Consider the following 19,643-nt stretch of genomic DNA (forward strand, 5'->3'; position numbering starts at 1 on the left):
GGAAGATTGGAGTTCTCACACAACAAATCCGCCAGTTCAGGAAAGGCACTTCCGGTGAAAGTGTCCCACAAGTTCATCGACGGCTCGGCCGTGTTCGACGAGGACAACCTCGTCTCGTGCGCCGGCCTGGTCCCGGTCATGGCCTTGGCCGAACACACCCGCCTGCCGGACCTGCTCGCCGAGAAGGTTTCGATCACCACCACGAAGGTCGCGTCCGGGGCGGCGAACCCGGGCCCGAAACTGCTCACCCTGATCGCCGGGATGTGCGCCGGCGCCGACAGCATCGACGATATCGACCTGCTGCGCTCGGGCGGCATGAAGCATCTGTTCGCAGGCGTCTATGCGCCCTCGACCGTGGGAACGCTGCTGCGCGAGTTCAGCTTCGGTCATGCCCGCCAGCTCGAATCCGTGCTCCGCGAACACCTGATCGCACTCACCGCCCGGGTCGAGATCCTGCCCGGCCTGGCCGAGCAGGCGTTCATCGACATCGACTCGCTACTGCGCCCGGTCTACGGACACGCCAAACAAGGCGCGAGCTACGGACACACGAAAATCGCCGGCAGACAGATCCTGCGCAAAGGCCTGTCCCCGCTGGCGACGACACTCAGCACGGCGGACTCCACGCCGATCATCACCGGGATGCGACTGCGCGCCGGGAAAGCCGGATCCGGTAAAGGTGCAGGTAGGATGGTCACGCAGGCCATCGTCACCGCCCGAACAGCGGGCGCAACCGGTGCCCTCGTGGTACGCGGTGATTCCGCCTACGGCACCCGCTCGGTCATCTCGGCGTGCCTGCGCGCGAAGGTGTGCTTCTCGCTCGTCCTGGCCAAGAACACCGCGGTCCAACGCGCGATCGACTCGATCCCCGACGAGGCGTGGACCCCGGTGAGATATCCCGGTGCCGTGCGTGACCCGGACACCGGAGCGTGGATCTGAAGATGCCGAGGTCGTCGAAACCGCCTACACCGCTTTCGCTTCGACCAAGACTCCGGTCACCGCCCGGTTGATCGTGCGTCGCGTCAAAGACGCCCGCTTCCCCGACGCGTTGTTCCCGGTGTGGCGATATCACCCGTTTTTCACCAACACCACTACCTCGGCCGCCGACGCCGATGTCACCCATCGCCGGCACGCGATCATCGAAACCGTCTTCGCCGACCTCATCGACGGTCCGCTGGCGCACATGCCGTCGGGGCGCTTCGGGGCGAACTCCGCGTGGGTGCTCTGCGCGGCGATCGCCCACAATCTGCTGCGCGCCGCCGGTGTTCTTGCAGGTGGTGGGCATGTTCGCGCCCGTGGGGCGACGCTACGCCGCAAGATCGTCAACCTTCCCGCCCGGTTGTGTCGACCGCAACGAAAACCGATCTTGCGGCTTCCCATGCACTGGCCCTGGTCGGGCGCATGGCTTCGATTGTGGACCAACACCATCGGTCACAGTCCGCCAGCTATCGCCTGAACACAGATCGACCCGCCGAGACGGCACGACCGGGACCGCATCGTGGAAAAGCTGGGCAGACCAGCGGTCACCGCATGCCCGCAACTGCTCATACATCCACTCGCCCGGCCGGAACGGGCTTCGGCATCACGTCGGTGGATTCAGGTTTAGGAGTCCAGGCGACGTTTGGTTGAGAGCATGTCTCTTATGGACTAGATCGTTTGTGCGGCATAATGCACTGTCGTGGTCGATGCGTTGTCTTCCCGGCTGGTGCCGGATGCGTTGTGGGAGATCGTCGAACCGTTGCTGCCCGGCTTCCGGGCGCGGCCGCAGGGCGGAGGCCGGGCGGCGATCGATGATCGGGCGGTGTTCACCGCTATCGTCTATGTGCTTACCAGCGGCTGTGCCTGGCGGCACCTGCCACCGTCGTTCGGGGTCAGTGTTCCGACCGCACACCGCCGCTTCACCGCCTGGGTTCGGGCCGGGGTGTTCGACGAGATGCACCGCCAGGTCCTCGATCGGCTCGGCGCCGGTGGGGACCTGGACTGGTCCGCCGCGATCCTCGACGCAGCGCACGTGCGGGCGAAGAAGACATCCCAGGAGCTTGGGTGTCAAGCAGCAGCCTTCTCGGCGTGATGCGCCCAGGCCGTCGTTTCGTCGTAGTGGGTGCGGGACTTGAGGCATCCGTGCAGGATGCCGACGAGTCGGTTGGCCAGCTGCCGTAGGGTGGGGCCGTGATCGAGTCCTCGGGCGCGTTGTTTGTCGTGGTAGGCACGGGCGCCGGGAGAGGCGTGCAGGGCTGAGAACGCCTGTGCGTTCAGCGCATCGACGAGCCGATCATTGTGGACGAACCGGGCCGCGACGACCTTCTTTTTGTCGGAGGCGCGGGTGATCGGACTGGTGGCGGCGTAGTTCTTGCGAGCCTTCGCGGTGGCATACCGTTCCGGGTCGTCGCCGAACTCACCGAGCACCCGGGGACCGAGCAACGATCCCAGCCCCGGTTGGGACAGGATGATCTCAGCGTCTTCGGTGTCGGCCACAATGGGCATCGACCTGCCCTTGCAACGCCTTGATCTCGTGATTGAGAGTGCTCAACACGGCGACGGCGGAGCGGGTGGTCGCGGCGTAGGCGGTGGTGATCACCGCCGCCCGGCCCAGGTGTTCGCCTCGCAGAGCTGCCTGGATCCGATCGGTTTTGGTCTCGATGTCGCGACGGCGGGCGTTCCGCAGCGCCGCAGCGATCTGGCCCCGCGTCAGCCGCGCCGCCGAGGCCGGGTCCGGTGCCTTCCCGAGCAGGTCGAGGGCATCGACTGCGTCGAGGTCGTCGAATGCCTCCAACGCGGCCGGGAAGTACTCGCGCAGCGCGTGGCGCAGCCGCTGGGTCTGGCGGGTGCGTTCGAAAGATCAAGGCCTTGTGCGCCCGGGCGAGGACCTTGATCGCCTCGGCTTCGGCGCTGTCGCCGGCCACCGTCCGCAGCTTGTGTGAATCGGTGCGCACCATGTCGGCCAGCATGTGGGCATCGGCGGCGTCGCTCTTGGCACCCGAAACACCGCTGCGTTCCCGAAAACGCGCTGCCTGCAACGGATTCACCGCGAACACTGTGTACCCTGCGGCTACCAACGCCGCCACCCACGGGCCACGGTCGGTCTTGATTCCGATCGCCACCTCGGACTCGTCGACATCGTCGCCGAGTTGTTCGCCGACCATCGCGTGCAAACGCGCGATCCCGACTACTCCTTCCGGGAGTCGCGCCTTGCTCAGCCTCCGTCCGGCCGAGTTCATCAGCTCGACATCGTGATGCTCTTCCGACCAGTCATCTCCGACGAACAACTGCATTGAGCTTCTCCCATCGTCCTCGAACTCGACCACGTTCGGCAGCGTGCGGAAGAACCATCTGCACCCTAATGAAGCAGTGCTCACGCCGGAGCGGGCACGACATCCCATCAGCGATTCCGTTCTCCCGGCGGACGGGCAGGGGCACGATCTTTTTCAGGACTCCACGTTGTCCAGGGGGAGAAGTGCTCACCTGCCCGCCGCTACCGGTGACGAGTCTGCCGTATGATCGTGACCCGCTGACTCTCATCAGGGGGGCTCTCTAACCGGTCCCAGCCCGGTCGATCGAGGTAAGAACGGCTCGAAGATCCACATCCTGTCCGACGCCGAGGGCATTCCCCTCGTCACGGCGGTGACCTCGGTGAACACCCACGACAGTGTCATGCTGCAGCCGATGGTCACTGCGATTCCGGCGGTGCGTTCGCGTCGTGGTCCGCGTCGTCGCCGGCCCGGCCGGTTGCGGGCGGACAAGGGTTACGACTATCCCGTACACCGCCGGTGGCTGCGGGCACGGGGCATTGTTCTGCGGATCGCCCGTCGCGGCGTCGGCAGCAGCGAGCGCCTCGGCCGGTACCGGTGGAAGATCGAACGCACCCTGGCCTGGCCCACCGGCTACCGCCGACTGACCATCCGCTGCGAGCGTCACGGCGAGCACTTCGCTGCTTTCCTCCAACTCGCCGCGGCGTTGACCTGCTTCAAGAAACTCGCCAAATGAGACATTCTCTGAGTCACCGGGCCGATTCCGGCCCGGGATTACGGAGGTCGCGTTCACGTCATTTCGTGAAAGTGGCCTCCGCGTATTGACGGTGTCCGGGTCAGCGGCCGCGGCGAGATCGACTAGCGCCCGCAGTCCGCGGTCGGTGGAATTCGATGCGGCGAGGATCTCCACCTCGGTCTCATCAGTTACAGCACGGCCCTCTGTCGGATCGTGGCGAGCACATGGTCGGCGGCCTCGGCGGCGTCGGGGCCGCCGGTGCGCAGCACATCGCCCGCGGTGATCGGGGGGTCGGCCAACAGTGCCGGTTCGCTGATCGCCGCGGTGCGCCACAGGGTCGGGTCGGCCGGGACCTGCACGGCCAGGGAGTGTTCGGCTTCGGTGGCGGGACTGAAGCCGGCGTCGGTCAGGTCGACGAATCGATCGGTGTAGAGCATCGCCCGGGTCGGCAGCCGCCACGGGGCGTACACATCGGCGGCGGGATCCCCACTGACCAGCACCGGCATACCTTGTCGGGTGCAGAATTCGACCGCGGTGGTGGCCTGTGCGATCACCGGGTCCAGGCCGTACCAATAGGTCACGGCACCACCGGGACCCGGATAGACGGCCAGATACTCTGCCAGCAACGCCTCGGGGGAGTCGGCGAGCCAGCCGTGTTCGGTACGGCGCACCGCCTGGAGCTGTTTGAGGGCATGCGAGACCGCCTGCTGGGAGACCCCCAGCAGCTCGGCGAGCCGGTGTTGGGTCTGCGCGGTGTCCGAGAGTAGCAGGGCGCGGGCGAGTGCCCAGCGCACCCACGGTTTCCGGCCCCTCGCAGCACGAACAGGGGCCGCCGCGGCGGACGCGGCATCGGTCACGTCGTAGCGCTCGCCGGCGAAGACGAGCAGGTCCTGGTTCACGGCGATCACATCGACTTCGCCGTTCGTTGCGAGAGTCCGCAGATGAGCGGTGGCGCGTGGGGTCACCACGAGTAGGCGCCGGGCCGGGTCCGGCTGTGCGAGCAGTCGGGTGAGGATCGTGGGGGTTGGTGGCCGCCGGGATGCCCGCATCCGGGTCGGCAACTCTCGGCCGTCGGGCAGGGTCAGGTCCCAGGCGTCGAGGGAACCGGAGGGCAGGCGGATGCCGGCGCGGCGCAGCAACGCGACGGCGTCGGAGAGAACCTGTGCTGTCTCGTCCATGTCGTCCCCCATTCCCTCGTCGCTGACGCTTTACAAGCGTAAGTGAAAATAGCACCTTATCTTGTATTGCCTGATAAATAGGTGACGTTCTCGAGTTCTATCCCGGCATTCGGCCGTGATAGGCGTGGCGTCGGTGGTGTCCTGCTCCTGAGATGGGCCACGGACGAGGATGGCGGTAGGCAACCGCAGCTACCACATGGTTCGATCCGGTCAGCGGAGACGAGGGAAGCGACACGCGGGCCGAGATATCTGTGCGCCTCGGGGGATCGAAGGTCGCGGTTGGTGGGCTGTCGGTCGTGAACTCGTGCGCTCGAGGTCATTCATTCGTGCGCTTCAGGACATGTTCGTTCTCTGCTCGGCCACCTAGTGTTCCACCTCACAGCGATGCGACGGGGTTGCTCAACCGTCATCCAGATGAACTTTGAAAGGTGGCTGTCGGCGTGGCTGGTCTGCAAACAGTGCAAAAGATTGGTCCGGTGCTCGATCTGTTCACAGTTCAGCGTCCGGAATGGGGTGTTTCCGAAGTTGCAGCGGCCATCGACGTGCCTCGGTCGAGTGCTCATGCATTGCTGGCCAGTCTCGTCGACACCGGGTTGTTGCAGTGCCGGAATCGCGGCCGATACCGGCTCGGCTGGCGCATCGTCGAATTGGGGGAAACACTCCGCAGCACTGTGGACGTACGTTCCTGTTCCGCTCCTGTGTTGGAAGAGCTGGTCGAAAACTATGGAGAAACGACACACCTGGCCATCATGGAACGCTGGAGTGTCCTCTACGTCGACAAGGTGATCGGTACGCACAACATCACCGTGCAGGGGGCTCGAGTGGGCACCCGGCTCGATGCCCACTCCACAGCTGTGGGCAAGGTCCTGCTCGCGCAACTCGACAAGACTGAATTGCAGCGGTACTTGACAGCGCGTCCGTTACGTCGATTGACACCGTCGACGACTACGAGTCCGCATGCGCTCGCCGATGCTCTCGAAATGACTCGCATGGCTGGTGTCGCGGTGGACATGGGCGAGACGGTGTCGGAGGTGCACTGTGTCGCCGCACCGGTACGAGACGACATGGGTTCGGTGGTTGCTGCAGTGAGCATAAGTGTTCCGGCCACCCGATTCGCTTCGCGGCGAGCTCAACTCGAGCGTGCTGTGATCGCTGCCGCCAACAAGATCACTCGCTCTATTGCCGAGGCGGCGGACATCGTTCCACTCGAATCCCGGAACCACCCATCGCTGGAGCCGGTCGGTAGCTGTCCCCGAGCGTCCTGACATCTGTATCAACCGCACGACACAACCGAGGAACTATGGATATTGCTGTTCAGAAGGCAGCGGATCGTCTGCTCGACGCGTATCGCACCGCCGAGCCGATCGCCCCGCTGACGCCCGAGTATCCCGACGCGTCCCTAGAAGTGGCATACCGCATCCAGCAGGCGCAAGTAGAGCAGTGGACATCGGCCGGCGATGTCGTCAAGGGACACAAGGTAGGCCTCGCGTCGCGAGCAATTCAGCGACAGATGGGGGTCGACCAGCCCGACTTCGGGCATCTCACCCAGAGCATGTTTCATCTGGAGCACCATCCCATCGCCAGCGGCACATTTCTGCAACCGCGTATCGAACCGGAGATTGCATTCGTCCTTGGTCGTCCACTGGTCGGCCCAGGCGTGACTGCCGCAGAGGCAGCGCGGGCAGTGGATTTCGTCCTGCCTGCGCTGGAGATTGTGGATTCGCGGATCAAGGATTGGAAGATCGGAATTTTCGACACCATCGCCGACAACGCTTCATCCGGCGGGGTCATACTCGGCAGTTGCCCGGTCTCGTTGGACCAGCTGGATCTGCGTCTGGCTGGCTGTAACCTGCACATCAACGGCGAGCTCGTCGCAACCGGTGCCGGTGGCGCAGTTCTCGGGTCACCGCTCAGTGCGCTGGTGTGGCTGGCCAACACGGTAGGTCCGCTCGGCGTGACCCTCGAGCCGGGGCACGTGGTGCTGCCCGGCTCGATGACCGGTGCGTATCCTGTCGCACCCGGCGATTCCATCGTTGCGACTATCAGTGGGCTCGGCACCGTCACCGCCGTGCTCGGCGGAAAGGACGAACAGTGACCGAGCAACTATGGAGCCCGGCCAAAGTGGCCGATGTTCTTATACGAGCGGAGGATAGCGGCGTCGCGCAGACGTCGATTCTCGCAGAATGGGACGGTCTCGATCTGGCCGCGGCATATGAGGCTCAAGATATTGCGCTGCAAATGCGGATCTCGCGGGGGGAGAGGGTCACCGGTGTCAAACTGGGTGTGACCTCCAAGGCGAAGCAGCGTCAGGTGGGAGTCGACTCGCCGTCGACGGCGTGGTTGACGGACGCGATGATCCTTCCGATCGGTGAGCCGGTGCCCCGGGAGAAGATGATCCACGCGCGTGCCGAACCGGAGATTGCGTTCGTCATGGGACGTCGACTCGAAGGGCCCGGGGTCTCGGCGGCGACTGCGCTCGCGGCGGTCGACCATGTGGTCGGTGCGATCGAAATCATCGACAGCCGGTTCTCGGGTTACAAGTTCTCCATGATGGATGCTGTCGCGGACAACAATTCGTCCGGCCGGTACGTCACCGGTCCCATCAGTGTGCGGCCGGACTCGCTGGACCTCGGTCTCGAAGCCTGCTTGCTCGAAGTGGACGGTGAGATCGTCGATTCGGCGACAGGAGCTGCTGTGCACGGCCATCCCGCGGAGGCGCTGGCTTTCGCGGCGAACACCCTCGCCGAGCGTGGCCTGGCGATCGAGCCGGGCTGGGTGATCCTCACCGGGGGGATGACGGATGCGGTTCCGGTCCGGCCGGGGGCGCGGATCGCTGCTCACTTCACTCATCTCGGTACCGTAAATGTGTCAGGAGGCTGATGATGCCGTTCATCGAGGTGACTATTTCCGCAGGGCGTTCGCCCGAACAGCTCCGCGCACTGATACATGAACTCACCTTTGCCGCCCAGCGGGCCGTGGACGCGCCGTTGAGCAACATTCGGGTGGTGCTGCGTGAAGTTCCGGCTACTCACTTTGCCGCCGGTGATGTGACGATTGCAGAACGATCTCCTGCTCAATGACTTTCGTTTGATTCTCCCGAACGATTCTCGTGTCAATGCAAGCGAGTCGGGACAAGACGATGAGTGCAAGGGACACGTAGACCGGAGTTGGGGCGGACTGCCCTGTTCCTTTTCTCGTTCGGGGAGTCGCTATGACGACGGCACGTCGTCGCCGGCAATGCCTTGACCGGGGACAGACGAGCAACGTCGCAGATGGCTGCGGTTGGACGTCGCAGGCGAGACCGTCGGAAATCTACGAGGGAGTCGGCGAGATTCAACGCTGGTGCTGGCGCGTCCGATTTGCGGACGCGCCAGCACGCCGGGTAGACGAGATTGCTCAACAGCTTACCGGCGGTTGCTGAACACCGTTGCGGGAGTTCGAAAACCGCTATTGAATACACGATGACGGCTACAGGTCAGAACGTGGCGGTCTGGTCACCCGTTGTCGCTGCTGGTGCTGGTGCCGAGTTGCTGCATGCGGAAATGCAGTGGGCTGGTCCCGAAGCGACGTCGGAACGCTCGACTGAAATGCGAGACATCGCGGAAACCTACGCGGACGCTGATGGTAGAGATCGTGGCGTCGGTGCTCAGCAAGAGTTTGCGAGCTCGCTCGAGCCGCTGTTGATTCAGCCATGTGCGTGGTGTCGTGCCTGCTGCGCTGAATAGTTTGTGGATGTACCGCACGGACATTCCCAGTTCGGCTGCAAGGTCGCTGATCGAGTAGTCGGGGTCTGTCATGTGTCGTTGCATTGCCTGCTGTATGACTCGAAAGTCCTTGTTGTGAACTCGTTTGGTGGTGTTGAACGGAGTTGTGCGTTCACTGATGGCGGATACGAGTAGGTCCATCGCGCACGCGGCAACGGAGGCTGAGGAGTTGGGCGAAAGAAGGGAGTCGTCAGTTGCCATGTCGACGAATAGGCGAGAGACGTATCGGCTGATGCCGCTGTGGCCGGAAAAACCTTCACCGGTAATCTCCGCTACGGCTTCCAGGGGAAGATGTGGCGCAAACACCGCGCGCGGCGCGCGGACGACAATCTGCTCGAACTCGGTCTGGGCGTCGACGATGAACGGCGCCGATGAGTCGAGGATTCCGAACGCCCCGCTTTCGAGCTTTGCGGACCGAGAGTGTTGACCGATGACCGCTGTACCGCTCGTGATCAAGCACAGTAGGTAGTCGTCGTTGGGATCGGACGAGATCATGTTCGGGGTGCGGATTACTGTGTGTGGGTCTGCGCGTACGACACTGACTGTGACGTCGACGAAGGGACGCACCGATAGTTCCGCCCCGAACGAGTCCGATATGTCAGGCCAGTCGACGTCGAGTTCGCAGTATGTCGAGTCGAGTGTGTCTACCCACCGCGAACGTACCTCGCTCGATTCGAGCTCGCGTGTGCTGATTACGACCTTGGCGCTGCCCTTGTCGGTGCAATCGGAGTCATTGTTCTGTGCACTGTCGGTCATGTCGCTGCTCACCTCCATATCCTAGTGTTGCAGATCACACCGGCTTCGAATATAGGAGGTATTCGCTCCCCGGAGTCACGCCCACAGCTTCCGCGTCCGCACTCGTCCCGAACGGAGTAGATCGTGACCCGCGCTGCTCCGCCTGGGGCGATTGGATCACCTGAAGGAGTGACACCGACCGGAACCCCATGACGCTCGACTTCGCCGCGAAGCACCCGTGTCCTACGTCCGCGTAGTCGGCATGCATCTGGTGTCGATCTCGCGAACTGTCTCGACGGAAGAGTTCGCGGTAGAGGGCGCAGGACCGGCTCGACTGTCGGCATGAGCCGCGGAGGTGACCCGGAGCGAATCGGGCCACCTGTGTAGGTCAGCGGTGTTCGGTTCGATAACGGCCAGGGCTGGAACCGTATGCGGCGCGGAATGTGCGGCTGAAATGGGACACATCGCGAAAGCCTGATTGCTCACTCACTTCGGCGACTGTCAGATCGGTGCTCAGGAGGTACTTACGTGCTCGCTCCACCCGTGTGCGGTACAGCCAGGCGCGAGGGGCCGTGCCTTGCTCACGGAAGAGGTTCTGAATGTGTCGCACAGACATCCCCACTTCTGCAGCGACCCTGGATAGTGATAAAGCGGGATCGTGTAGCTGTCGCTCGACGATCCGCTGCACTTCGGCCAGATCACGCGCGTGACTGATCTTCGTCGGGTCGGTCTCGGTGGCGCTGTCGGTGAGGGCGGTGACCAGCAGGTCGAGAGCGACGGATGATATCGAGACCGCTGACCTCGTCGGCAGTGTCCGGTCCTGTTCGGCGACGTCGAGGAGGAACCTGCTCACGAGTCGGCCCGTTCCCGAGATCCCACTGATGGGCAGCCCGGTTCCCTGCTCGAGTACTCGCTGGGGTAACCGCGCTTCGAGCAGGGGTCTGGGAGTGTCGATGACGACCTGACGAAAATTCGACTCGGCTTCGAATTCGAACGGGGCGGCGCAGTCCAGTAACGCGAACGATCCCTGCTCGAGAACTCCGCTGCGTCCGTTTTGGGTGACGCGGACGTTACCGTCGGTCACCACCAACACGAGGAAGTCTCCCGCGTCGTCCGAACGCACCATCGCCGGCGAACGGATGACCGAGTGGACGTCCGCGCGCATCGTGCTGACATGCAGTTCTCCGATGGGATGACCGCCCCATTCTGCGATGAACGGTTGGCGTGGATTGGGCCATGCCACGTCCGACTCGCAATAGAGGGTGCCGACTGTGTTCGCCCACAGATTACGGCCTTCCGTGGAGTCGAGCCCTCGCGTATCGAGAGATACCACAGTGGGTTTGGTGGATTTACGCGTGGAGTCACTCCATCGTTCGCGCTCAGTCATGTTTATCGGTACCTCCGGAATCTAGTGTTCCGTGTCACAGGGAGCTGGCTCTGTACGGACCGTCGAGTGCGGAATTGCCTCGGAGCGGCGCCTGGATTCGCATCGGCCGAGAACACCGTCTCGGTCTGAGCTCGACAACAGGAGTGAGCACGTGACGACGCCAACTATTCTCGAGACCTCCACCGGAACCCCCAACGATGTCCGGCCGATGACCGGCGCGGAGTACATCGAGTCCTTGAAGGATGGACGCGAAGTGTATTTCCGCGGAGAACGTGTCCCGGATGTCACGACTCATCCGGCTTTCCGGAATTCGGTTCGCTCGATCGCTCGGATGTACGACGCGCTTCATACCCCCGAAGCCCAGGGGGTGCTGGCGGTGCCGACCGATACGGGTAACGGTGGATTCACGCACCCGTTCTTCAAGACCGCCCACAGTTCCGACGATCTTCTTCTGTCCCGCGACGCGATCGTCGCGTGGCAACGTGAGGTGTACGGGTGGATGGGCCGGTCGCCCGACTACAAGGCCTCTTTCCTCGGGACCCTCGGTGCCAACGCGGACTTCTACGGTGAGTACAGGCAGAACGCACTCGACTGGTACAAGAAGGCGCAGGAGCGGGTGCTCTATCTCAATCACGCGATCGTCAATCCGCCCATCGACCGTGATAAGCCTGCCGACGAGACCGCGGACATCTGCGTACATGTGGTGGAGGAAACCGACGCCGGCGTGATCGTTTCCGGCGCCAAAGTGGTGGCGACCGGGTCTGCGATCACCAATGCCAATTTCATCGCCCATTATGGACTTCCGCTGCGCAACAAGAAGTTCGGGTTGATCTTCACTATTCCGATGGACTCGCCGGGCTTGAAGCTGTTCTGTCGGACGTCCTACGAGATGAACGCTGCAGTGATGGGCAGCCCGTTCGATAATCCCTTGTCGAGCCGCTTCGACGAGAACGACGCGATCATGGTGTTCGATCGTGTGCTGGTTCCGTGGGAGAACGTGTTTGCCTATGACGCGGACACCACGAACGGATTTGTGACGAAGTCCGGGTTCATGGCTCGGTTCATGTTCCATGGTTGTGCACGCTTGGCGGTCAAGCTCGACTTCATCGCCGGCTGTGTTCTGAAGGCGGTGGAGACGACAGGTACCAACAATTTTCGTGGTGTCCAGATGCAGATCGGCGAGATCCTCAACTGGCGCGATATGTTCTGGGGCTTGTCGGATGCGATGGCCAAGTCTCCCGATGAGTGGGTGAACGGGGCTGTGCAGCCGAACCTGAACTACGGTCTGGCCTATCGCACGTTCATGGGGGTGGGCTATCCGCGGATCAAGGAGATCATCCAGCAGACGCTCGGTAGCAGCTTGATCTACCTGAATTCGCATTCGAGCGACTGGGGTAACCCCGACATCCGGCCCTACCTCGACCAGTACGTGCGCGGGTCCAACGGCATCACCGCGATCGATCGTGTGCAGCTGCTCAAGCTGCTGTGGGATGCCGTGGGCACCGAGTTCGGAGGTCGGCACGAGCTGTACGAGCGCAACTACGGTGGCGACCACGAGGCCGTCCGCTTCCAGACATTGTTCGCCTACCAGGCCCAGGGACTGGATACCGAGCTCAAAGGCTTCGCCGAGAAGTGCATGTCCGAGTACAACGTCGACGGGTGGACACGTCCGGACTTGATCAGCAATGATGATCTGAAGATCGTGCGTGGTTGAACGGGACGCGACGATGACGAGCACGACCATGACCGACAACACCCCGAACGGCGGAATCGAGGTCACACCCCTACAGATGCGGAAGGCCCTCGGCCGGTTCGCCAGCGGCGTCACCATCGTCACCACCGCCGAAAGCGAGGACGACGCGTCGGTGCACGGTATGACGGCCAACGCATTCACCTCCGTTTCGCTCGACCCCCCGCTTGTTCTGATATCCATCGCGAACCGAGCCAAGATGAACGAGCGGATCAACAAGACCGGCAAGTACGGTGTTTCGATCCTGGCGACAGATCAGGAGCCGTTGTCACTGCACTTCGCAGGAGCTGCCCATCAACCCGATCTGGTGCGATTCGTCTGGCGCCGGGAGGTTCCTCTCCTCGAAGGCGCGCTGGTGCACCTGGCCTGTTCGGTGGACGCCTCGTATCCCGCCGGTGACCACATGTTGTACGTGGGCCGAGTGGAGCAACTGTGGTATGACGACGGACATCCGCTCGTCTTCTACACCGGTAGCTTCCGGTCGCTCGAGTTGCTGCGCGACGACCCGTGGGGGTTCTGAGTAAACCCCTCGGACAGGGGGTGGGATTGCCGAAGGTCGATCCCACCCCCTTGCGGTGTCGGGTAGATCAGATGGACGATCCGCTGTCCGCGCGAGCGGCGATCTCGTCGGCGCGTACCCCCGCTGCTGAGTGGCCGCCGATGAACCAGTTCGCCGGGTCCACCTCGATGATCCGACCACGGACGGCCGAACGCGGCACCCCGAGTAAATCGACGATCAGGTCGGTGAACCGGGCCGCGAGCTCCTCGCGCTGTGCGCGAGGACGACCCGCCAGCACGATGGCTGTAAAGTACGGTGCAGCCGTGCTGCTCTCGGAGGCAACCGCGCCGGCGACCGCGACATCATCGGTGGTGTAGCGGACGATGAAGGTCCGAACTCGCTCGAGCGGGGAGTCGAGAACCTCCGAATAGCAGTGGCTCGCCTCGACAAGCAGACGGTGCCGCTGCTCGACGGTGAACCGTCCGTCGAGCAGATGGAAATGTGCAACAGGCATGAGAGGGCCTTTCGGGAGTGGTGCTCTATTGGACGCCGTGGCGTGTGCCGGCGTCGACGTTGAGGACGCTGCCGTGCAGCACGCTCGCCTCGGGGGCGAGCAGCATCTCGAGGACCCAGCCGAGCTCGTCCAGCGTCGGTAACCGGCCGAGCGTGGTCTTGGCGCGGTAGCGCTCCCAAATGGTGTCGAGATCGCGGCCGGTCTCGGCTGCTTCGGTTTCGACGAATTTGCGGAGCCGTGGCGTGTCGACCGGGCCGGGCGCGATGGTGTGTGTGGTGATGCCCTTCGGTCCGTACAGGGCGCTGAGCTGGCGCATCAGATTGAACACTGCGGCGTTGACGGTGCCCGGCGCGGCGTCGAGCGGGCCGGGTTCGAAACCGAGCGATCCGGCGACGGCGACGAATCGCGATCCGGGGACCAGCTGGCCGCGGACTGCGTGCAGCAGCCGTACCAGCCCGCCGACCTTGATGTTCGCCCCTACAGCAAGCTCGCCGGGGCTGATGGTGTCGGCGGAACCACGTACCGGCAGACCCGCGGCGAACACGGCCAGCCGGATCGGCGCGTCGACATAGGCGGAGATCGCCTCGATCGCACTGTCGTCGCTGATGTCGGTGACACAGGGGATGATCAGGTTGTTTTCGGCTGCAAGGGTTTTGAGGTCTTCGGCGTTGCGCGCGACCGCGATCACGCGTAGGCCTCGACGGACCAGGCGTCGGGTGAACTCGGTGCCCATCGCACCGGTGGCGCCGACGACGACACACAACTTGGGGCAGGTCACGGGTGATTACTCCTCGGGGAGAAGCGGGGACGGCCGGTGCAGCACCTACTGCACCGGCCGCCCACGTGGATGAGTCGAAGGACCGGATCAGCCGCGCAGCCGAAGGGTCACGGCGCGCGGTTCGGTGAAGAAGTCGCGGGAGTACTGACCGCCTTCACGTCCCAGGCCGCTGGCGCCTTCGCCTCCGAAGGGGAGACGCAGGTCGCGTTCGAAGAAGCAGTTGATCCATACGGTGCCGGCCTTCCAGCGCGCGGCCATCCGGTGGGCGCGGTCGAGGTTCTGGGTGAACAGCATCCCGGCCAGGCCATAGCGTGAGTCGTTGGCGATGCGCAGTGCCTCGTCTTCTGTGTCGAAACCCAGGACGGTTTCGACGGGCCCGAAGATCTCCTCTTGCGCGGTCCGGGAGTCATTGGTCAGCCCAGTGATGACGGTGGGGGGATAGTAGAAGCCCTTGGCGTGGGCGTCGCCGGCCAGACGGGCGCCGCCGGTGACGACTTTCCCGCCTTCCTGCTGCGCGAGTTCGACATAGCCGTGGACTTTGTCGAGATGGCGTTGTTCGATGAGCGGGCCGATGAAGTTCGACGGATCCTTCGGATCGCCGACGCTGAGCTTGTTCGCCTCGTCGACGAACCGCTCGAGGAACTCGTCCATGATGCTGTTCTGCACGAGCAGTCGGGATCCGGCCAGGCACACCTGTCCGTTGCCGCCGAAGATCGCACGGATCGACATCGGTACGGCCACGTCGAGGTCGGCGTCGGCGAAGATGATGTTTGCGGACTTTCCGCCCATCTCGGCCGAGACCGGCGTGTGGTTGGGTGCTGCTGCCTGAAGGATCTTGACTCCTGTGGCACTCGACCCGGTGAAGGTGATCCGGTCGACTCGCGGATCGGAGGTCAGCGGGCCGGCGACGGCTTCGCCACCGAAACCGTGTACTACGTTGAGTACTCCGTCGGGCAGTCCGGCTTCGAGTGCGAGTTCGGCGAAGCGGTGTGCAGTCAGTGGGGTTTGGGGTGCCGGTTTGAGGATTGCGGTGTTACCGAACGCCAGGGCGGGCGCGATCTTCCAGGTGGCCAGCATCAGGGGTGCGTTCCAGGGGCTGATCGCCGAGACCACGCCGGCAGGCGGGTAGAGCACGTAGGACAGCAGATCCCCGTCGGGGTAGGCCTCGTTGGCGGCCATCGACGCGTAGTCGGCGAAGAACCGCAGGTTGTGCGCCACGCGCGGGATTTCGGCGTGCAGGGACTGGTTGATGCCCTTACCGCCGTCGCGGGTTTCGAGCTGGGCGAGTTCTTCGCGGTGCTCGTCGACCTTGTCGGCGACCGCGTGCAGGATCTTTGCGCGTTCCTTCGGCGACATCTGTGGCCAGGGCCCGCTGTCGAAGGCGTGGCGGGCGGCGGTGATCGCAGCTTGTCCGTCTTCGGCGGTGCCCTTGGGTACGACACCGAGTAGCGACCCGTCGTGCGGATCGATCGATTCGAAAGTTGCTCCGTCCGATGCGTGCTTCCATTCGCCGCCGATGAGATGACGGACCTGTGTGGTCGACGGTGCGTTGTGGGTGTGGGTCATGACAGTCTCCTGTGTCAGACTCCGGCGCGGGCCGGGAGTTCGTAGGTGCGGCCGGCGAGCTCGGAAGCGACGTCGATGATCATGTCCTCCTGGCCGCCGATGACACCGCGTCGGCCGAGTTCGATCAGGATGTCGCGGGTGGAGACACCGAATTTCTTCGCGGCGCGTTTGGTGGGGTGGAAGAATGTCGAGTAGACACCGGCGTAGCCGAGGATCAGTGCGGTCTCGTCGACGATCTGGGGTTCTTTCATCAGCGGCGCGACGATGTGCTCGGCGGTGTCGATGAGTGTGAACAGGTCGACGCCGGTGTCCCAGCCGGCTCGTTCGAACGCGGCGGCCAATACCTCGGTCTGGGCGTTGCCGGCGCTGGCGCCGAGCCCGCGCAGAGATCCGTCGATGAATGTCGCCCCGTTCTCCGCGGCGGCCAAAGCGTTGGCGATACCGACCCCGAGGTTGTTGTGGGCGTGGAAGCCGATGTCGGCGGAGATCGCCTGCCGCAGCGCGGCGACGCGCTCGCCGGCGTGCTGCGGCACCATGGCGCCGGCAGAGTCGACGACGTAGACGACGTCGGCGCCGTAGGAATCGAGCTTGGCGGCTTGCTCGGCGAGCGGCTCGGGGTCGAGTTTGTGGCTCATCATCAGGAACGTCATGACGTTGAGGCCGTGTTCTTTCGCCCATTCGATGGGTTGCTGGCCGCAGTCGGCTTCGGTGCAGTGCACCGCTACCCGGACGGTTTTGATGCCCGCGTCGATCGCTCTTTGCAGTTCGGCGAGGGTAGCGATGCCTGGCACGTAGAGCGCGGCGATGTCGGCGTTGTCGACGGCGTCGACCGCGGCGCGCACGTACTCGGGGTCGGTGGCGGCGGCGAAGCCGTACTGGATGGACGAGGCGCCGAGGCCGATGCCGTGGGCGACCTCGATGGTCGGGATGCCGGCCTGATCGAGTCCGCGGGCGATATCGGCGACGTTCTGCGTGGTGAACTGATGCGAGACCGACGACATGCCGTCGCGCAGTGTGGTGTCGACGAGGGTGACCTTGCGGGGTGTATCGGTGGTGGCGGTGGTGGTCACTGGATTGCTTCCTTGACGAGGGTGCGCTGGGCCATGACGTCGGCGACCTGCACGGCGGCGGCGGTGATGATGTCGAGATTTCCGGCGTAGGTGGGCAAGAAGTCGCCGGCGCCGACGACCTCGAGCATGACGGTGACCTGGTCGCCGTCGACGTCGACCAGGCGCAGGGTGTAGCCGGGGACGTACTGCTGGACCTTGGCGACCATGTCGATCACTGCGCGCTCGATCGCGGCCGGGTCGGGGTTGCGGACTTTGGCGTAGACCGTGTCGCGCATGTTCATCGGTGGTTCGGCTGGGTTGATCACCGAGATGGCCTTGGCGCGATCGGCTCCGGCGACCTGGGCAAGTGCCTTGCCGGTTTTCTCGCTGAACTCGCTGAGGTTCTGCCGGGTGCCGGGTCCGGCGCTGTGCGAGGCGATGGCAGCGACGATCTCGCCGTAGGACGCGTCGGCGACCTCGTTGATGGCATACAGGATCGGGATGGTGGCCTGGCCGGCGCAACTGACCATGTTCACGTTCGGCGCGTCCAGGTGCGTGCTGAGGTTCACGGCCGGCACCACGTACGGGCCCACTGAGGCAGGTGTCAGATCGATCGCGCGGATGCCGGCTTCGGCGTAGCGCGGGGCAGCGGCGGCGTGGACTTTCGCTGATGTCGCTTCGAAGACCACGTCGGGAAGGTCGGGCCGGTTGAGTAACCAGTCGATTCCCTTTGCGGAGGCCTCGAGGCCTTCCTGTCGGGCTCGTTCGAGCCCCTCGCTGGTCGGATCGATACCGATCATGTACATGGGATCGACGTGCTCGGATCGCAGCAACTTGTACATCAGGTCTGTTCCGATGTTGCCGGATCCGACGATCGCAGCTTTCAATCGACTCATCTGTGCGGCCTTCCCTGAACTCTCGGGTAATGGGCTCGACGCTAGGAAGGGGTTGCTGGTCGGAAGGCGGAAATCCCGTGGTCCTGAACATGTGCGCGGTCGGGAACGTCCCTGTTCGGTTATCCCGGATGTCAGCGACTGCCTGGTTTACATCGCCGCAAGCTCGTGGTCACCACCACAGCCCGGTGCAGCTCGCCCGGACAGCTCAGATCAGGAGTAGCCATGACCGAACTCACTGCTCGATTCGATATCGCGCATCTCGCTCGCACCGAACTGTTCACTCCCAAGCCGCAGGAGACGCTCGACTTCTTCACCAAGTTCCTCGGCATGTATGTCACTCATCGGGAGGGTCAGTCCGTATACCTTCGAGGCTACGAGGATCCGTACCAGTGGAGCTTGAAGGTCACCGAGGCACCCGAGGCAGGAATGGGTCACGCCGCGCTGCGCGCGAGCTCTCCGGAAGCACTCGAACGTCGGGTGGCATCGCTCGAGCAGGGCAACGTCGACGGTAAGTGGAGCGAGGACCAGTTCGGTTACGGCAAGACCTTCGAGTTCCAGTCCCCGGATGGACACAACCTGCAGTTGTTGTGGGAGGTCGAGAAGTACGTCGCCCCGACGGCACTGCAGAGCAAGATCCTTTCGCGTCCTTCCAAGAAGCCGCTGTCGGGTATTCCGGTCAAGCGCATCGATCACCTCAACCTGATGGCGTCGAATGTCACCGCGCTCAAGGAATCGTTCGAGCAGCACCTCGGGTTCCGGACCACTGAACGTGTCGTCGACGGCAACGTCGAAATCGGGGCGTGGATGAGCTCGAACCTGCTCGGTCACGAAGTTGCCTGTATGCGCGACATGACCGGTGGGAACGGCAAGCTTCATCACGTGGCGTTCTACTACGGCACCGGACAGCACCTGGCCGACGCGGTCGAGATGTTCCGTGACTATGACATCCAGATCGAGGCTGGTCCGGATAAGCACGGCATCACCCAGGGGCAGTTCCTGTACGTGTTCGAGCCCGGTGGAAACCGTATCGAGCTGTTCGGTGAAGCCGGCTATCTGCATCTGGATCCTGACGCTGAGACCAAGACCTGGCAGATGTCCGACATCGATACCGGTCTCGCTGTTGGCGGTGCGAAGCTGCCGTGGGAAACGTACTTTACGTATGGCACTCCCAATCCGCTCGCGCTGGATCAGCACATCGAGAAGTTCGCCCACTTCGGTCCCGGCGCGCCGATCGAGGATCCGGATGTGGCTGCTGCCGAGCAGGCCATCCCGGACGACATCGACCACTCGCGGGCGGTTTCCGGTTCGCCCGCCTGATTGGGATCGTGCACCCGCTCAACCGCAATCGTGTGATTGTTGTTGAGAGCCTGAGGTCTCCGATGTGGACAGCGAGTTGAACAACTCTCCACATCGGAGACCTTTGTGTGTACAGGAGCGCTTCCCATACAGAATTGCCGTTGGTGTAGTCGAATCGACGGACTGAGGGGCGATGTCCATCGGCGGGTGGTCTCGAATGAGGTCCGGGGCGGTCGAGTTCTTCCTCTGC

The 19,643-nt window shown here is 63.6% G+C and carries 15 protein-coding genes and 4 pseudogenes; 10 read left to right on the forward strand and 9 right to left on the reverse strand.

What is annotated here, in order from left to right; all coding sequences use genetic code 11:
* Positions 1-54: 54 nt before the first annotated feature.
* A pseudogene (locus AC6CID_RS15665) lies at positions 55-1,453 on the forward strand (IS1380 family transposase).
* A gap of 222 nt (positions 1,454-1,675) precedes the next feature.
* Positions 1,676-2,023, forward strand: a pseudogene (locus AC6CID_RS15670) (transposase); the annotation flags it as partial.
* Positions 2,024-2,043: 20 nt separating this feature from the next.
* Here AC6CID_RS15670 and AC6CID_RS15675 read toward each other — a convergent pair.
* Positions 2,044-3,269, reverse strand: a pseudogene (locus AC6CID_RS15675) (transposase).
* A gap of 247 nt (positions 3,270-3,516) precedes the next feature.
* On the opposite strand from AC6CID_RS15675, the pseudogene AC6CID_RS15680 reads away from it, so the two are divergent.
* Positions 3,517-3,981: pseudogene (locus AC6CID_RS15680) on the forward strand (IS5 family transposase); the annotation flags it as partial.
* 188 nt (positions 3,982-4,169) lie between these two features.
* Here the strand turns inward: AC6CID_RS15680 and AC6CID_RS15685 are convergent.
* The gene (locus AC6CID_RS15685; protein WP_064060065.1) at positions 4,170-5,159 is read right to left on the reverse strand and encodes a hypothetical protein; all 990 of its coding nucleotides are present in this window, start codon (positions 5,157-5,159) and stop codon (positions 4,170-4,172) included.
* Positions 5,160-5,599: 440 nt separating this feature from the next.
* Here AC6CID_RS15685 and AC6CID_RS15690 point away from each other — a divergent pair, with 440 nt between their 5' ends.
* The 4 genes from AC6CID_RS15690 to AC6CID_RS15705 are packed head-to-tail and all read left to right on the forward strand — an operon-like array spanning position 5,600 to position 8,239.
* Positions 5,600-6,424, forward strand: coding sequence for an IclR family transcriptional regulator (locus AC6CID_RS15690; RefSeq protein ID WP_033097545.1), 825 nt, complete (start codon positions 5,600-5,602; stop codon positions 6,422-6,424).
* A 35-nt stretch (positions 6,425-6,459) separates the two neighbouring features.
* Entirely contained in the window at positions 6,460-7,254 is a 795-nt protein-coding gene (locus AC6CID_RS15695; protein WP_006551054.1) for a 2-keto-4-pentenoate hydratase, read from the forward strand.
* Entirely contained in the window at positions 7,251-8,039 is a 789-nt protein-coding gene (locus AC6CID_RS15700; RefSeq protein ID WP_037216937.1) for a 2-keto-4-pentenoate hydratase, read from the forward strand. The genes AC6CID_RS15695 and AC6CID_RS15700 overlap by 4 nt, the downstream gene beginning before the upstream one ends.
* 2 nt (positions 8,040-8,041) lie before the next feature.
* Positions 8,042-8,239 carry a tautomerase family protein gene (locus AC6CID_RS15705; RefSeq protein WP_006551052.1) on the forward strand — a complete coding sequence of 66 codons (198 nt, stop codon included), beginning with the start codon at positions 8,042-8,044 and terminating at the stop codon, positions 8,237-8,239.
* A gap of 414 nt (positions 8,240-8,653) precedes the next feature.
* Here AC6CID_RS15705 and AC6CID_RS15710 read toward each other — a convergent pair whose 3' ends face one another.
* Positions 8,654-9,679, reverse strand: coding sequence for a helix-turn-helix domain-containing protein (locus AC6CID_RS15710; RefSeq protein ID WP_039586527.1), 1,026 nt, complete (start codon positions 9,677-9,679; stop codon positions 8,654-8,656).
* 367 nt (positions 9,680-10,046) lie between these two features.
* Positions 10,047-11,045, reverse strand: coding sequence for a helix-turn-helix domain-containing protein (locus AC6CID_RS15715; protein WP_039586476.1), 999 nt, complete (start codon positions 11,043-11,045; stop codon positions 10,047-10,049).
* 208 nt (positions 11,046-11,253) lie between these two features.
* On the opposite strand from AC6CID_RS15715, the gene AC6CID_RS15720 reads away from it, so the two are divergent.
* Together AC6CID_RS15720 and nphA are read left to right on the forward strand one after the other, a co-directional pair.
* Complete coding sequence (locus tag AC6CID_RS15720) at positions 11,254-12,759, forward strand: 4-hydroxyphenylacetate 3-hydroxylase family protein (RefSeq protein ID WP_139192999.1); 1,506 nt, start codon at positions 11,254-11,256, stop codon at positions 12,757-12,759.
* 28 nt (positions 12,760-12,787) lie between these two features.
* Entirely contained in the window at positions 12,788-13,315 is a 528-nt protein-coding gene (gene nphA, locus AC6CID_RS15725; RefSeq protein ID WP_039586529.1) for an NADH-dependent flavin reductase, read from the forward strand.
* Between the two features lie 67 nt (positions 13,316-13,382).
* Here the strand turns inward: nphA and AC6CID_RS15730 are convergent, their stop codons facing one another.
* The 5 genes from AC6CID_RS15730 to AC6CID_RS15750 form a co-directional block, all read right to left on the reverse strand.
* Positions 13,383-13,808, reverse strand: a complete 426-nt coding sequence (locus tag AC6CID_RS15730; RefSeq protein WP_064060057.1) for a tautomerase family protein — start codon at positions 13,806-13,808, stop codon at positions 13,383-13,385.
* Positions 13,809-13,833: 25 nt separating this feature from the next.
* Complete coding sequence (locus AC6CID_RS15735) at positions 13,834-14,586, reverse strand: SDR family NAD(P)-dependent oxidoreductase (protein WP_039586480.1); 753 nt, start codon at positions 14,584-14,586, stop codon at positions 13,834-13,836.
* 87 nt (positions 14,587-14,673) lie between these two features.
* Entirely contained in the window at positions 14,674-16,152 is a 1,479-nt protein-coding gene (locus tag AC6CID_RS15740; protein WP_019290744.1) for an aldehyde dehydrogenase, read from the reverse strand.
* Between the two features lie 14 nt (positions 16,153-16,166).
* Positions 16,167-17,222, reverse strand: a complete 1,056-nt coding sequence (dmpG, locus tag AC6CID_RS15745) for a 4-hydroxy-2-oxovalerate aldolase (protein WP_006551042.1) — start codon at positions 17,220-17,222, stop codon at positions 16,167-16,169.
* The gene (locus AC6CID_RS15750) at positions 17,219-18,097 is read right to left on the reverse strand and encodes an acetaldehyde dehydrogenase (acetylating) (protein ID WP_006551041.1); all 879 of its coding nucleotides are present in this window, start codon (positions 18,095-18,097) and stop codon (positions 17,219-17,221) included. The genes dmpG and AC6CID_RS15750 overlap by 4 nt, the downstream gene beginning before the upstream one ends.
* 222 nt (positions 18,098-18,319) lie before the next feature.
* Between AC6CID_RS15750 and AC6CID_RS15755 the strand changes: the two genes are divergently transcribed.
* A complete protein-coding gene (locus tag AC6CID_RS15755; RefSeq protein WP_039586482.1) occupies positions 18,320-19,414 on the forward strand; it encodes a VOC family protein in 1,095 nt (364 codons plus the stop codon).
* Positions 19,415-19,643 lie beyond the last annotated feature (229 nt).

This window comes from Rhodococcus sp. GQ147, from assembly GCF_059759155.1.